We start from the raw sequence: 14,317 nt of genomic DNA on the forward strand, positions 1-14,317 counted from the left end.
GCCGAGCGCCAATGTAGCCAGGGTAACGCAGCGTGTTAGACAAAAGTCAGCGTTCTCAGAGGTCCAATGCGGATGCTACCATCGTGTTGCACGCATATCGACACGGTCGCCATCATGCGGGTTCCGTTCGCGGAACGCCTATAACAACACAGGCTCTTCCGTGACGACACCACGATTGGACGACTATTTTTGGCATATCGGCAAGCATCGGCATTTGCCCGTCTGTTTGCCAAGAGGGAGGTAAGTTAAGTGAAAATTTTGTCTCTGGTAACGGCAGCGCTATTGGCTGCCACTGTGATCCCTGCTTCAGCAGCCGAGATTTCCGACGGCAAGGTCAAGATCGGCATTCTCAATGACCAGTCCGGCGTCTATGCCGACTTCGGCGGCAAGTGGTCGTTCGAAGCCGCCAAGATGGCGGTCGAGGATTTTGGCGGCACGGTGCAGGGCGCGCCGATCGAGGTGATCACCGCCGATCACCAGAACAAGGCGGACATCGCTTCCAACATCGCCCGCCAGTGGTACGACACCGAACAGGTCGATTCCATCATGGAACTGACGACTTCGTCGGTCGCGCTGGCCGTCCAGGGCATCTCCGCCGAGAAGAAGAAGATCGATCTCATCACCGGGGCTGCAAGCAGCGACCTGACCGGCAAGGCCTGCTCGCCCTACGGCTTCCATTGGGCTTATGACACCCATGCGCTCGCCGTCGGCACCGGCGGTGCGCTGGTCAAGCAGGGTGGCGACACCTGGTTCTTCCTGACCGCCGACTACGCCTTCGGCTATTCGCTGGAAGAGCAGACCTCCAACTTCGTCAAGTCCCAGGGTGGCCAGGTTCTGGGCGCCGTGCGCCATCCGCTCGGAACGACGGACTATTCGTCCTTCCTGCTGCAGGCGCAGTCTTCCGGCGCCAAGGTCGTTGGCCTCGCCAATGCCGGTCTCGACACCGCCAACGCCATCAAGCAGGCCGCCGAATTCGGCATCGTGGCTGGCGGCCAGCGCATGGCTGCCCTCCTGTTCACCCTGGCGGAAGTCCACGGCCTTGGTCTTGAGGCTGCCCAAGGGCTGACGCTGACGGAAAGCTTCTACTGGGATCGTGATGATGAATCGCGCAAGTTTGCGCAGCGCTTCTTCGAAAAGACCGGGCGCATGCCGAACATGATCCAGGCTGGAACCTATTCCGGTGTGCTTCAGTATCTGAAGGCGATCGACAAGGCCGGCACGGATGAGACGGAAGCCGTGGCCAAGCTGATGCACGAAATGCCGGTCGAGGACGTGTTCGCACGCGGCGGCAAGGTTGCCGCGAACGGGCGTCTGATCTCCGACCTCTATCTGCTGGAGGTCAAGAAGCCTTCGGAAAGCACGAAGGACTGGGACTACTTCAAGGTCCTTGCCACCGTTCCCGGCGATGAAGCCTACATCAAGCCGGCCGAGAGCGGCTGCCCGTTGGTCAAGTGACGGCACCGACAGGCACGACAGTGGCGCCTGTTGCCAATCAAGAACAGCCGCGGGTGGTCCTTTCCGCCCGCGGCCTGCGCCGTGATTTTGCCGGCTTCGTGGCCGTCAACAATGTCGATCTCGACATCCATCACGGCAAAATCCACGCCTTGATCGGCCCCAACGGGGCCGGCAAGACCACCGTGTTCAATCTGTTGACCAAGTTCCTGCAGCCGAGCGCCGGCAGCATAGAACTCATGGGGCGCGACATCACCAGGACCTCGCCCGCCAAGGTGGCGCGCTTGGGCCTGGCACGCTCCTTCCAGATTTCGGCGATTTTTCCCTTCCTCAGCGTCCTCGACAATGTGCGCGTCGCCTTGCAACGTCCCAATGGGCTTGGCGTTCAGTTCTGGCGCTCGCTATCGGCATTGGACCGGCTGACGCCGCGGGCGGAAGAACTGCTTCGCTCCGTCGGGCTCGACGATGCCAGGCACAAGCTGGCCGGCGACCTTTCCTATGGCCGCAAGCGCGTTCTGGAAATCGCCACCACGCTGGCTCTCGATCCGAAGGTGCTCCTGCTCGACGAACCGATGGCCGGCATGGGCCACGAGGATGTCGGCATGGTTTCCAACATCATCCGCTCCGTCGCCGGCGACCGCGCCGTGCTGATGGTCGAGCACAACCTGACCGTGGTAGCGAATTTGTGCGACTGGATAACTGTGTTGCAACGGGGCGAGATCCTGGCCGCCGGAGACTACGCGACGATCAGCCAGGATGAACGCGTGAAAGTTGCCTATATGGGGACGGAAGATGACTGACGCCCCCCTGCTTTCCGTGCGCGGCCTTAACGCCTGGTATGGCGAGAGCCATGCGTTGCATGGCGTCGACCTCGAGGTATTCCAGGGCGAGACGGTGACGCTGCTCGGCCGCAACGGCGTCGGCAAGACGACGACGCTGCGCGCCATCATGGGCTTGATCCGCAAGCGGACTGGCGAGATCTCGTTCGATGGCAAGGATCTGATGCGCATGCCGCTGCATCACACGGCCCGCGCCGGACTGGGATACGTGCCGGAGGAACGCGGCATCTTTGCCACGCTAACCGTGGACGAGAACCTTCTGCTGCCACCCGTCGTCGCGCCGGGCGGCATGAGCGTGGAAGAGATTTTCGACCTGTTTCCCAACCTGAAGGAACGCCGTAACAGCCAGGGCACCAAGCTTTCCGGCGGCGAGCAGCAGATGCTGGCGATTGCGCGCATGCTGCGCACCGGCGTCAAGATGCTGCTGCTCGACGAACCGACGGAGGGCCTGGCTCCCGTCATCGTGCAGCGCATCGGCGAATTGCTGGCCACCTTGAAGAGGCGAGGCATGACCATCCTGCTGGTCGAGCAGAATTTCCGCTTCGCCAGCCGCATTGCCGACCGCTTCTACCTGATGGAGCACGGCAAGGTCATGGCCGGCTTCCCGGCTGGCGAATTGTCGGACCGGACTGAGCAACTTCACGAAGTTCTGGGCGTGTGAGGCCGACATGACAATGATCTTTGGCATCCCCGTTCAGGCGTTTCTCGGCCAATTGCTGGTCGGCCTCATCAACGGCTCTTTCTATGCGATGCTGAGCCTAGGCCTCGCCATCATCTTCGGCCTGCTGCGCGTCATCAACTTCGCCCACGGCGCCCAATACATGCTGGGCGCCTTCGTCGGCTACCTGTTGCTTGTCCATCTCGGCATCGGCTACTGGCCGGCCCTGATCATCGCGCCGATCATCGTCGGTATTTTCGGCATCGTCATCGAGCGGCTGGCGCTGTCGAAACTCTACGACATCGACCCGCTCTATGGCTTGCTGTTCACCTTCGGCCTCGCCTTGGTGATCGAGGGCGTGTTCCGTTATTACTACGGCGTTTCGGGAAACCCTTATTCCGTACCGGCACTGCTGGCCGGCGGCACAAACCTCGGCTTCATGTTCCTGCCCAACTATCGAGGTTGGGTCGTGGTGGCTTCGCTGGCCGTGTGCCTCGGTACATGGTTCGCCATCGAGAAGACCAGGCTCGGCGCCTATCTGCGCGCAGCAACGGAGAACCCGCGCCTCGTGCAGGCATTCGGGGTCAACGTGCCGTTGCTGTTGACGCTCACCTATGGCCTCGGCTCCGCGCTGGCCGGCCTTGCCGGCATTCTGGCCGCCCCCGTCTACCAGGTCAGCCCGCTGATGGGTTCGAACCTCATCATCGTCGTTTTCGCAGTCGTCGTGGTGGGCGGCATGGGTTCGATCATGGGCGCCATCGTCACTGGCTACATGCTTGGCCTTGCCGAAGGTCTGACCAAGGTCTTCTATCCCGAGGCCTCCAGCATCGTGATCTTCGTCATCATGGCCATCGTGCTTCTGGTGCGCCCGGCCGGCTTGTTTGGAAAGGACGCCTGACATGGCCGAGATGACGCTCAGCGAAGCACGCGTAAAGACATCGGCGCGCCTGGAATGGGTGCTGATCGCAATCGGCATCGTGGGACTGCTGGCCGCACCGTTCTTCATCTACCCGATCTTCATGATGAAGATGCTGTGCTTCGCGCTGTTTGCCTGCGCCTTCAACCTGCTGCTCGGCTACACCGGGCTGCTTTCATTCGGCCATGCCGCCTTCTTTGGCGGCGCGGCCTATTTCACTGCGCACGCGATCAAGGTCTGGGGTTTGCCTCCGGAAGTAGGCATTCTGGTCGGCCTCGTCGGCGCTGCCCTGCTCGGCCTCGTCATGGGCTTCTTCGCCATCCGCCGCCAAGGCATCTACTTCGCCATGATCACGCTGGCACTGTCTCAGATGTTCTTCTTCTTCTGCGTGCAGGCGCCTTTCACAGGCGGTGAGGACGGCCTTCAGGGCGTTCCGCGCGGCATGCTGTTCGGCCTTGTCGACCTGCACGTGCCGCTCAATATCTATTACTTCGTGCTCGGTGTTTTCCTGATCGGCGTGTTTGCCATCTGGCGCATTGTCAATTCGCCGTTCGGCATGATCCTGCGCTCGATACGCGAGAACGAGAACCGCGCCACCTCGCTGGGCTATTCGGTGGCGAACTACAAGCTGGCCGCGTTCGTCATGTCCGCAGCGCTGTCGGGCCTCGCCGGGTCGCTCAAGGCCATCGTCTTCCAGTTCGCCACGCTGACCGACGTAGCCTGGCAAATGTCGGGCGAAGTCATCCTGATGGCCCTTCTGGGCGGCATCGGCACCATGGTCGGGCCGATCATCGGCGCCGGTCTGGTGGTGGGCCTCCAGAACTCGCTTGCCACCTCGGATTTCCCGGTGACGATCGCCACCGGTCTGATCTTCATGGTGTGCGTGCTGATCTTCCGCCGGGGTATCGTGGGCGAACTCTATGCCCGCGTGCTCAATCCGGGTGGGTCGGACAAGGGCTGAGCAGAAAAACGCGGTTTCGGTCCGCATCGGCGCCGCCAGTCGCCCGAGCAGTCACGTTAGCACAAGCTCGGTCCCGGCGGGCCGATCAGGCGCGCCGGGCAGCGGCATCCGGAACTTCGCCATAGGAGCGGGGCAACGTGGAAATCGCGCGCGAGGCGACTTGGCTCCCGTCCGCCAGGCTTGCGGCGAGCGTTTTGCCTTGGGCGAGCCCTGCCAGAAACGCCGCATTGAAGACGTCGCCGGCACCGATGGTGTCGACGACATCGACCGCCGGAGCCGAGGTTGAGAACAGCTTTCCATCCGAGCCCACGGCCTGCGCGCCTTGCGGCCCACGCTTGACCACCACGGTCGCCCCCTCGATCATGGCCGAGCGGATTTCGCGCGCCGCCTCGACCGGATCGCCGATCCCGGCAAGCGTCGTCGTTTCGATCTCGTTGAACAAAGCGATACGGCAACGTGAGAGCCAATGGCGGGTGATCGCCTTGTTCGCGACCGTCCAGCCTTCAGGCGGCCAGCCAGTATCAAGAGCCACCGAAATATCGTGGCGGTCGGCCCAATCAAACAGCGCATCGTATTCGCGGGCGATTAGCGGCGTAAGGAACGACCCGCAAAGCAGGAGATAACCCCCGGCAAGCCGGTCGCCATCAAGGACGCAGAACGCATCTGCAAGGCTGAAGCGCGGCAAATGGCCAAGCGTCGTGAAGAAAGTCCGCTCGCCGTCCGGATGGGTGATGCCGACCGAAATCGTCGTGCCTTCCCGGCAGGTTGGCCATTTGTCGGCATAGCCAGCGAACGCACCTCGCAACCACAGGCCGAACTGGTCCGCGCCGATGTTGGAGGCGATGTCGAAATCGACGCCGAGGGCCTGCCAGGCAAGTGCGGCATTGCCAGCCGCACCGCCGACGCGCAATTCATCGTGCTCGACGATGATTTCGGTTCCCGACTGCGGCCAGGGCGCAACCGGTCCCATGATAAGGTCGACATTCACATTGCCGATCACTGCCAAAGGCCGCATCTACTCGCTCCGTGTGATCTTGGTCGAACGCACGGGCGTGCCGGCGTTCTCGACGCGCTCATCGGCAAAGGCGATCATCAGGCGCTGCGCCACCGGCAGCATGGCAAAGATCGCCGCCAGGCCCGACGCAGGCGAAAAGCGCAAGGTAACGGCTCCATCGACCGGCGCGCCGGACGATGAATCGAACAGGATGAGCGGCGCCCCGGCCTCAAGCACCGACGTGGCCATAGCGGTCACCAGGCCGGCGGTCGGATCGTCGCCGCGAAACAGGATCACGCCGATATCCGGCCCAAGCATTTCCATCGGCCCATGACGCAACTGGCCTCCCTCCAATGAGAAGCAGGGCCGGCGCGACAATTCGACAAGTCCGAGCGCCAGCGCCTCGGCCACGCCTTGCAGGCGGCGGCCGGACGTGACGACCGTGGCAACGTTGCCGAGCGCCTTGAGCGCGGCATCGATATCGATTTCCGGCGCAGCTTCCAGCGCGGCGAGCGCCTCGGTCGGATCCTGCCCAAGCGCGGCCAGAATTGCGAGATGCAAGGCGAAGGTCACGGTCAAGCTGCGGGTCGCCGCAAAAGCGCGTTCCGTTCCACCGGTTCCGACCAGGCAAGGCGCTGTGCGGGCCAGAAATGAGCCGCCTTCCAAAGTCAGGCCAAACGTGTCGGCGGTGCCGCCGGTCTCGGAAAACCAGCGCACGACCTCGGCACTTTCGCCCGATTGAGAGCTGATCAGTACGGTCTTGCCTTCGAGCAGCATGGGTTGGCCGAGCTGTTCCGACAATGGCAGCGCTACGGCATCGATGCCGAGGTCCCGATAGAGCGGTTCGACGGCCCGGTTGACGGCGTGCGAGCCACCCATGCCGAGCAGGAGCGCCCGGCCCGTTTTCCTCAGCGAAGCGGCCACCTTTGCGGCGGGCGCGGATGATTGCCGGTATGAGGCCAGCGCATCGTCGCGCTGGCGCGCCATTTCGCGATCGATGGCGGCGAGCCCGGCCGGCCTCGCTCTTGTTGTCGTTGCCGTCATCCCTTGACGCCTCCACTGGTCAGGCCGGAAATCAGGGCGCGCTGCATGACGAGCCCGATGAAAACTGGTGGCAGCGCCGCAAGCACGCCCGCTGTGGCGATCAAGCCGTAATCGGCGATCCTTCCGCCAGCGAGGTCGGCGATGGTGACCGTCAGGGTCTTGGCACGCTGGTCGGAGGTAAAAAGCAGGGCGTAGAAAAATTCATCCCAGGCAAGTAGGAAGGCAAACAGCGCCGATGTCGCAACGACGGGCATGGCCAGCGGCAGCGTGATGCGGCGCAGCGTCTGGAACAGATTGGCGCCATCCATCATCGCCGCCGCCTCGATTTCGCGTGGGATGGTGTCGAAGCCGGACTTCATCAGCCAGGTGGTGAACGGCGCCAATATGGTCAGATAAACGAGCGCAAGGCCGAACACGCTGTTGAGCATGCCAAGATGTGCAAGGCCCATATAGAGCGGCACCGCCAGCGCCACCGGCGGCAGCATGTAGGTGGCGATGACCATCGACAACGACCAGCCGACCGAGGGCGTGCGCGACACAGCCCATCCGGCGGGAATGGCGACTGCAAGTGCAGCAAGCGTCGCCATGCCGGCAACCACGATGCTGTTGCGAAGCGCCGCCGTGAAGGCCGCCCCGGCGCTGTTCTCCAGCGTGGACAACAAGAGCTTGTAGCGCGAGAAATCAGCCTGCTGCGGCCACCAGTGCAGCGGCTTGGCCGAAAGATCGGCAGCCGGCGAGATGCTCATGACGAACAGCCAAACGACGGGTGCGAGGATGACGACCGTCAGCAGCAGGGCGCAGGCATAGACAAAGACGGTGAAGGCAAGGTTGCTGCGGCCCATCAGCGTGCGCTCCCGGCGGTCTTGCGCACCAAAACTGCGTAGCTGGCGGCCAGCACAGAGACTAGCAACGTCACGATCAAGGCGAGCGAAGCGCCAGAGCCGGCACGCTGGAAGGAGAAGGCTTCCTGGTAGACGAGGATCGACAGCGTGCGGGTGCTGTTGGCAGGTCCGCCGCGCGTCATCACCCAGATGATGTCGAAGACCTTGAAAGCCTCGATGGTGCGCAACACCAGCGCCACCATCAGCGGCCCGACGATGAAGGGCAGCGTCACGAAGCGAAAGCGCGCGAACGGCCCGGCGCCGTCGACCAGTGCTGCAGCCTTGATGTCACGCGGAACCGCCTGCAGGGCAGCCAGAGCAATCAGCGTGACCAGCGGAAAATTCTTCCAGGTATCGGCAACGATGAGCGCGGTCATCGCGGTCGCAGGCTCACCCAGCCAGGACCGGTAGGAATCCAATACCCCTATCTGCGTCAGTGCTGCATTAAGCGCGCCGTATTCGGGATTGTAGATCAGGCGCCATAGCGTGGCGTTGACCACAGTGGGCAATGCCCATGGCAGGATCATCAATGCGCGCAGCACGAAGCGGCCATGGAACTCCTGGTTGAGCAACAAGGCTGCGAGCACGCCGATGATCATTTCGGCCGTGACCGAGACGATTGCGAACCATGCGGTCGTGTAGAGCGTGCGCTGGAAGTTCGAACTCGACAGCATCTTGGCGTAGTTGTCGAAACCGACGAAGCTCCCGCTCGTGCCGACGAGCTTGGCGTCGGTGAAGGAAAGACCGACCGTGGAGACGAGCGGCCAGCCTATGACGGCGACCATGACCGCAAGCAGCGGCAGCATCAGGAGCCACGCGCGTGTTGTCATGAAGGGGCCGGACATCGATGCTTGGTTCCTTTGCGGTAAAATACGCCGGCCGGATGGAGCGCTGCCGCGCGTACGATCCGGATCGGATGCTTTTCGATAGAGGAATTCCGTGACGGCGGGTAAGCCGCCACGGAATGTAAGCGGTCTCCTACAGACCGCTATTCTCGGCTGCGGTCTTCAGCGCGTCTTCGGGGGAAGCCTGGTCCAGCAGCGCTTCCTGGATTGCCTGTTGCAAGGCCGTCGACAACTCCTGGTATTTCGGCGTGGTCGGGCGCGGATACATTGCCGCCAACCCTAGCTTGGCTGCCGCGATCAGGTCTTCCTGCCCTTTGGTCACCGCCGCGTCTTCATAGGACGAAGCCCAGATCGGCAAGCTGAGCTTGGCATACTCGTTCTGGGTGGCTTGCGACGTCATGTGGACAACAAATTTCCAGGCCTCATCCGGATGCTTGCTGGTGGTGGTGACACCAAGGCCCATCGACCCGTTCATCGCCGATATTTCGCTTTTTCCGGCAACCCCGGGCGCCGGCACGATGCCGACCTTGCCGGCGACCTTGCTCTCCTTCGGATCGTTGGCAAGATTGTACATGTAGGTCCAGTTGAGCGCGAAGGCGGCTTCGCCGTTCTGGAACACCTTGCGCACGTCCTCTTCCAGGAACTCCTTCGAGTTGGGATTGGTGAGGCCCGACTTGTAGCTCGTCACCATGTAGTTCAGCGCATCGAGCCCGCCGCCGCTCTGGAACGCAGGCTTGCCATCCTTGAGGAATTCCCCGCCATAGGCGCTGACCAGCGTGGTGTAGTCGCAAATGGCAGCCTCCGCCTGAGCCCAGCTCCAGACGATCGGCGTGGCAAGCAGCCCCTTGTCCTTGACGATCTTGGCCTGTTCGGCCAGTTCGTCCCACGTCTTAGGCGGCGCCGTAATTCCTGCCTTTTCAAGGATTTCCTTGTTGTAGAACAGATACTTGGTATCGAGAATCCACGGCATCCCATACGACTTGCCGTCATATTGCACCGTGGTCCAGGCGCCCGGAAGGACGCCCTTCTTCATCTCGTCGGTGATGCGCGAGGAGATATCGACCAGTATGTTGTTGGTTGCATATTCGGCCGGCCAGATGACATCGAACAAAACGACATCATAGCCGCCGGAACCCTGCGCAAGAACGGTCTTGTCGTGCAGGCCTTCGTAAGGGACGAATTCGAGATTGACCTTGATGCCGGGATTGGCCTTGGTGAAAGCCTCCGTCATCGCGCGGACATCGTCTTCGCTATACGCCGCCTGCGCCATGAAAAGCGCATTGAGTGAGGTTTCCGCAAAAGCGTGCGGGACCATGAAGCCCCCGGCAAAAACCACCCCCAACAGTGTTCTACTGATTGATTTTAGCATTTGTGTTCCTCCCGTTTCAGACATTGGTAAGCTAGGCCTTCCGAATCGATCCGCAGCGCTGTCCATCCAACCAGATGTATGGCGAGCGCTCTAACGCCTTGATCGAGCATCGAAATAAACCGGAGATCGGTTCCCACTTTCGTGGCGACATGCTTTAAACGTCGATCCCGGCACGATGACTGTGAAACTTTGCCCTCCTGGCGAGGCCATGACCACCGGGTTTGACAATCGGATCGGGGTCGTCGCCCTCGTTATTAAGTCAATCCACTTGACTTAATATGTTCCGCAATCCTTTACTGGGTGTCAAGGGAAATTCCAGAGGTGGCTGAAATTCGCGAGATCAAGGCAAAAGGCGGCAGCAACCAGGAAGGCACGAGCGCCCATAATCGCCGCGTCATGATCGAAGCCTTGCGGCTGAACGGCACGCTTTCGCGGGCCGATCTTGCCAGGGCGACAGGACTTACGAAGCAGGCCGTTTCCAACATCATCGAGGAACTCGAAGATGACGGCTTCGTCGCCGCGCTGGAGGCCGTACGCAAGGGGCGCGGCCAACCGTCGACGCCTTACACTCTCGTCCCGGAGCGGGCCTTTGCCATCGGCCTGCAGATCGACCGTTATGTCACGCGCGCGCTTGTCGTCGACCTCGTCGGAAATATCCTTGTCCGTGCACAAGAGCCGCTGCCGCCGAACCCGGCCCGTGGCGTCGCCGTCATTCTCGACCTGATCACATCGGTGCGCCGCCAACTGGCGGCGATTTCGCCACAATCCGAGCAACGGCTTGTCGGCCTCGGCGTAGCCATGCCCGGGCCATTCGGTCTTGCAACGGCCGGCGACGATACGTGGTCCATGGAAGCCTGGCAGGCCTACCCGCTGCTCGAGACGCTGGCCGCCGGAACCGGCCTCAATGTAGGCTTGCAGAACGATGCCGCAGCCTGCGCGACAGCCGAGCGGCTGGTGGGTGCGGCCAACGGTGTCGAGCATGCGGTCTGTCTTTATATCGGCTACGGCATCGGTGCCGGCCTTATCCTCAACGGGGAATTGTATCGCGGCGGAAATGGCAATGCCGGTGAAATCGGCATGGCTTTGCTGTCTCCCGTAGGTTCCGGCCACATACCGCTTGAACACCAGGCCTCGCTGGCTTCGCTTTACAAGCAGGCGGACCTCGATCCCGCCGACCCCGATCTGAACAAGAAGATCCTGGCAATGGTGGCCGCACAGGACGCCAGGCTCGAAACCTGGCTCGCTGCCGCAGCGGCCGATCTGCGCTGGAGCATCCATCTTGTCGAAACCATCTTCGACCCCGACACCGTGATCGTCAGCAGCGCCGCGCCCGAAATCCTGACGAATCGTCTTTTCGACGCGATGCATCCTCTGATCCCGTCGATCGCCGATCGGCGGAACCGCATCCAACCCAGGCTGCAGCAGGGAATCGCCGACCCATGGTCCATTGCACTTGGCGCGGCCGCAGATCCGATCAGCGGCGAATTCGACCCGCGTTTTTCGGCAATGCTCAAGCCACGCAGCGACAGCGCATAGAAAACCGGGTCGGGAAGAAGGAAAAGCCGGCTTTCAGAAAGTCAGGGCTCGAAAACGAAAAACCCCGGCCATATCGACCGGGGTTTTTCGAAAGTTTGGTTGCGGGGGTTGGATTTGAACCAACGACCTTCAGGTTATGAGCCTGACGAGCTACCGGGCTGCTCCACCCCGCGCCAACATGTATGTAAGCATACACCTACATAATTTCGAAAGCTCGCCAAATGAAAAGGCCGCTTGCGCGGCCCAAAGTCCCGTTTGGCGCGCCTCATCGTAAGGAGAAGATTTCAAAACGTGCGTTTGGCAGACCTGGCAGCGACTTACTCTCCCGCGTCTTGAGACGAAGTACCATCAGCGCTGGAGCGTTTCACGGCCGAGTTCGGAATGGGATCGGGTGCAGCCGCTCCGCCATAACCACCAGGTCGGCAAAACGCACGTTTTCGAGAAGCTGTTTCTTTGTGCCGTCCTCGCTTTCACGATAGACATTAGGAATGAGAACGATCAAGCCGATCGAACTATTAGTACCGGTAAGCTTCAAGCGTTGCCGCTCTTCCACACCCGGCCTATCAACGTGGTCGTCTTCCACGGTTCTCAGGGAATACTCGTTTTAAGGTGGGTTTCCCGCTTAGATGCCTTCAGCGGTTATCCCGTCCGTATATAGCTACCCTGCAATGCGGCTGGCGCCACAACAGGTCCACCAGAGATACGTCCATCCCGGTCCTCTCGTACTAGGGACAGATCCTTTCAATATTCCTACACCCACGGCAGATAGGGACCGAACTGTCTCACGACGTTCTGAACCCAACTCACGTACCGCTTTAAATGGCGAACAGCCATACCCTTGGGACCTGCTCCAGCCCCAGGATGCGATGAGTCGACATCGAGGTGCCAAACAACCCCGTCGATATGGACTCTTGGGGGTCATCAGCCTGTTATCCCCGGCGTACCTTTTATCCGTTGAGCGATGGCCCTTCCACGCGGGACCACCGGATCACTATGACCGACTTTCGTCTCTGCTCGACTTGTCAGTCTCGCAGTCAGGCAGGCTTATGCCATTGCACTCAGCGAACGATTTCCGACCGTTCTGAGCCCACCATCGCGCGCCTCCGTTACTCTTTAGGAGGCGACCGCCCCAGTCAAACTACCCACCATACATTGTCCCGGACCCGGATAACGGGCCGCGGTTAGACATCCATAGTAATAAGGGTGGTATTTCAAGGTTGGCTCCACCAAGGCTGGCGCCCTGGCTTCAAAGCCTACCACCTATCCTACACATGCCACTACGAATGCCAATGTAAAGCTATAGTAAAGGTGCACGGGGTCTTTCCGTCTAACCGCAGGAACCCCGCATCTTCACGGGGAATTCAATTTCACTGAGTCTATGCTGGAGACAGCGGGGAAGTCGTTACGCCATTCGTGCAGGTCGGAACTTACCCGACAAGGAATTTCGCTACCTTAGGACCGTTATAGTTACGGCCGCCGTTTACTGGGGCTTCGATTCAAAGCTTGCACCTCTCCTCTTAACCTTCCAGCACCGGGCAGGCGTCAGACCCTATACGTCGCCTTGCGGCTTCGCAGAGCCCTGTGTTTTTGATAAACAGTCGCTACCCCCTGGTCTGTGCCACCCTCATCTACTTGCGTAAACAAGGGTCACGCTTCTTCCGAAGTTACGCGTGCAATTTGCCGAGTTCCTTCAGCATAGTTCTCTCAAGCGCCTTGGTATACTCTACCGGACCACCTGTGTCGGTTTCGGGTACGGTCTATAAGGAGGAGCTATTTCCTGGAACCACGCAGCAGCCTGACCAATCCGATAAGGTCAAACTACATTGATGATCCGTCACTACCTCCAGGCCCACGAATATTAACGTGGTTCCCATCGACTACGCGTTTCCGCCTCGTCTTAGGGGCCGGCTAACCCTGCTCAGATTAACTTTAAGCAGGAACCCTTGGTCTTTCGGCGGGGGAGTCTCTCACTCCCCTTACGTTACTCATGTCAGCATTCGCACTTCTGATACCTCCACCGCCCCTCACGGGTGCAGCTTCATCAGCTTACAGAACGCTCCGCTACCGCTTGGCCCTTGCGGACCAAACCCTAAGCTTCGGTGTATGGCTTTAGCCCCGTTACATTTTCGGCGCAAAGACCCTTATTTAGACCAGTGAGCTGTTACGCTTTCTTTAAATGATGGCTGCTTCTAAGCCAACATCCTGGTTGTTTTGGGATCCTCACATCCTTTCCCACTTAGCCATAACTTGGGGACCTTAGCTGTAGGTCAGGGTTGTTTCCCTTTCCACGACGGACGTTAGCACCCGCCGTGTGTCTGCCGACTAGTACTCCTGGGTATTCAGAGTTTGCTTAGGTTTGGTAATCCGGTGAGGACCCCTAGCCCATGCAGTGCTTTACCCCCCAGGGTATTCGGTCGACGCTCTACCTAAATAGATTTCGCGGAGAACCAGCTATTTCCGAGTTTGATTGGCCTTTCACCCCTAGCCACAAGTCATCCCAAACTATTGCAACAGTTATGGGTTCGGTCCTCCAGTAAGTGTTACCTTACCTTCAACCTGCTCATGGCTAGATCACTCGGTTTCGGGTCTAATGCGACGAACTGAACGCCCTGTTCAGACTCGCTTTCGCTGCGCCTACACCTACCGGTTTAAGCTTGCTCGTCACACTAAGTCGCTGACCCATTATACAAAAGGTACGTAGTCACCCAGGACGAACCTTGGGCTCCTACTGTTTGTAGGCAATCGGTTTCAGGTACTATTTCACTCCCCTTGTCGGGGTGCTTTTCACCTTTCCCTCACGGTACTAGTTCGCTATCGGTCAT

General features: G+C 60.3%; 11 protein-coding genes, 1 tRNA gene and 2 rRNA genes (1 of these 14 cut by a window edge). 6 read left to right on the forward strand and 8 right to left on the reverse strand.

From position 1 onward, the window contains the following. Nucleotides 1-249: 249 nt before the first annotated feature. Genes ASD64_RS17795 through ASD64_RS17815 form a run of 5 tightly spaced genes read left to right on the forward strand, consistent with a single transcriptional unit; the run spans nt 250 to nt 4,826 of the window. The gene (locus tag ASD64_RS17795) at nt 250-1,455 is read left to right on the forward strand and encodes an ABC transporter substrate-binding protein (protein WP_056107759.1); all 1,206 of its coding nucleotides are present in this window, start codon (nt 250-252) and stop codon (nt 1,453-1,455) included. Between the two features lie 20 nt (nt 1,456-1,475). After that, the gene (locus tag ASD64_RS17800) at nt 1,476-2,252 is read left to right on the forward strand and encodes an ABC transporter ATP-binding protein (RefSeq protein ID WP_056108105.1); all 777 of its coding nucleotides are present in this window, start codon (nt 1,476-1,478) and stop codon (nt 2,250-2,252) included. Then, entirely contained in the window at nt 2,245-2,952 is a 708-nt protein-coding gene (locus ASD64_RS17805; RefSeq protein ID WP_056107761.1) for an ABC transporter ATP-binding protein, read from the forward strand. Before ASD64_RS17800 ends, ASD64_RS17805 begins: the two co-directional genes overlap by 8 nt. 7 nt (nt 2,953-2,959) lie before the next feature. Further along, nucleotides 2,960-3,847, forward strand: a complete 888-nt coding sequence (locus tag ASD64_RS17810) for a branched-chain amino acid ABC transporter permease (protein WP_056107766.1) — start codon at nt 2,960-2,962, stop codon at nt 3,845-3,847. Between the two features lies 1 nt (nt 3,848). Continuing rightward, complete coding sequence (locus tag ASD64_RS17815; RefSeq protein WP_056107770.1) at nt 3,849-4,826, forward strand: branched-chain amino acid ABC transporter permease; 978 nt, start codon at nt 3,849-3,851, stop codon at nt 4,824-4,826. 85 nt (nt 4,827-4,911) lie between these two features. Here ASD64_RS17815 and ASD64_RS17820 read toward each other — a convergent pair whose 3' ends face one another. The 5 genes from ASD64_RS17820 to ASD64_RS17840 form a co-directional block, all read right to left on the reverse strand. Continuing rightward, nucleotides 4,912-5,841 carry a carbohydrate kinase family protein gene (locus ASD64_RS17820; protein ID WP_056107773.1) on the reverse strand — a complete coding sequence of 310 codons (930 nt, stop codon included), beginning with the start codon at nt 5,839-5,841 and terminating at the stop codon, nt 4,912-4,914. Next, nucleotides 5,842-6,864: an SIS domain-containing protein gene (locus ASD64_RS17825; protein ID WP_056107777.1), complete on the reverse strand. Its 1,023-nt coding sequence runs from the start codon at nt 6,862-6,864 to the stop codon at nt 5,842-5,844. It abuts the gene before it with no gap. After that, the gene (locus ASD64_RS17830; RefSeq protein WP_056107780.1) at nt 6,861-7,706 is read right to left on the reverse strand and encodes a carbohydrate ABC transporter permease; all 846 of its coding nucleotides are present in this window, start codon (nt 7,704-7,706) and stop codon (nt 6,861-6,863) included. Before ASD64_RS17830 ends, ASD64_RS17825 begins: the two co-directional genes overlap by 4 nt. Beyond that, nucleotides 7,706-8,590 carry a carbohydrate ABC transporter permease gene (locus ASD64_RS17835; RefSeq protein ID WP_056107781.1) on the reverse strand — a complete coding sequence of 295 codons (885 nt, stop codon included), beginning with the start codon at nt 8,588-8,590 and terminating at the stop codon, nt 7,706-7,708. Before ASD64_RS17835 ends, ASD64_RS17830 begins: the two co-directional genes overlap by 1 nt. Before the next feature lie 133 nt (nt 8,591-8,723). Next, nucleotides 8,724-9,959 (reverse strand): extracellular solute-binding protein, encoded by a 1,236-nt coding sequence (locus ASD64_RS17840; protein WP_056107784.1) that lies wholly within the window; start codon nt 9,957-9,959, stop codon nt 8,724-8,726. Nucleotides 9,960-10,280: 321 nt separating this feature from the next. On the opposite strand from ASD64_RS17840, the gene ASD64_RS17845 reads away from it, so the two are divergent. Beyond that, nucleotides 10,281-11,495: an ROK family transcriptional regulator gene (locus ASD64_RS17845; RefSeq protein ID WP_056107788.1), complete on the forward strand. Its 1,215-nt coding sequence runs from the start codon at nt 10,281-10,283 to the stop codon at nt 11,493-11,495. Nucleotides 11,496-11,591: 96 nt separating this feature from the next. Here the strand turns inward: ASD64_RS17845 and ASD64_RS17850 are convergent. The 3 genes from ASD64_RS17850 to ASD64_RS17860 all read right to left on the reverse strand — a co-directional run. After that, a tRNA-Met gene (locus tag ASD64_RS17850) sits at nt 11,592-11,668 on the reverse strand. Nucleotides 11,669-11,799: 131 nt separating this feature from the next. Then, a 5S ribosomal RNA gene (gene rrf, locus ASD64_RS17855) occupies nt 11,800-11,914 on the reverse strand. A gap of 75 nt (nt 11,915-11,989) precedes the next feature. Continuing rightward, a 23S ribosomal RNA gene (locus ASD64_RS17860) occupies nt 11,990-14,317 on the reverse strand (it continues 482 nt past the right edge of the window).

It is taken from the genome of Mesorhizobium sp. Root157 (assembly GCF_001427385.1).
Classification (GTDB): domain Bacteria; phylum Pseudomonadota; class Alphaproteobacteria; order Rhizobiales; family Rhizobiaceae; genus Mesorhizobium.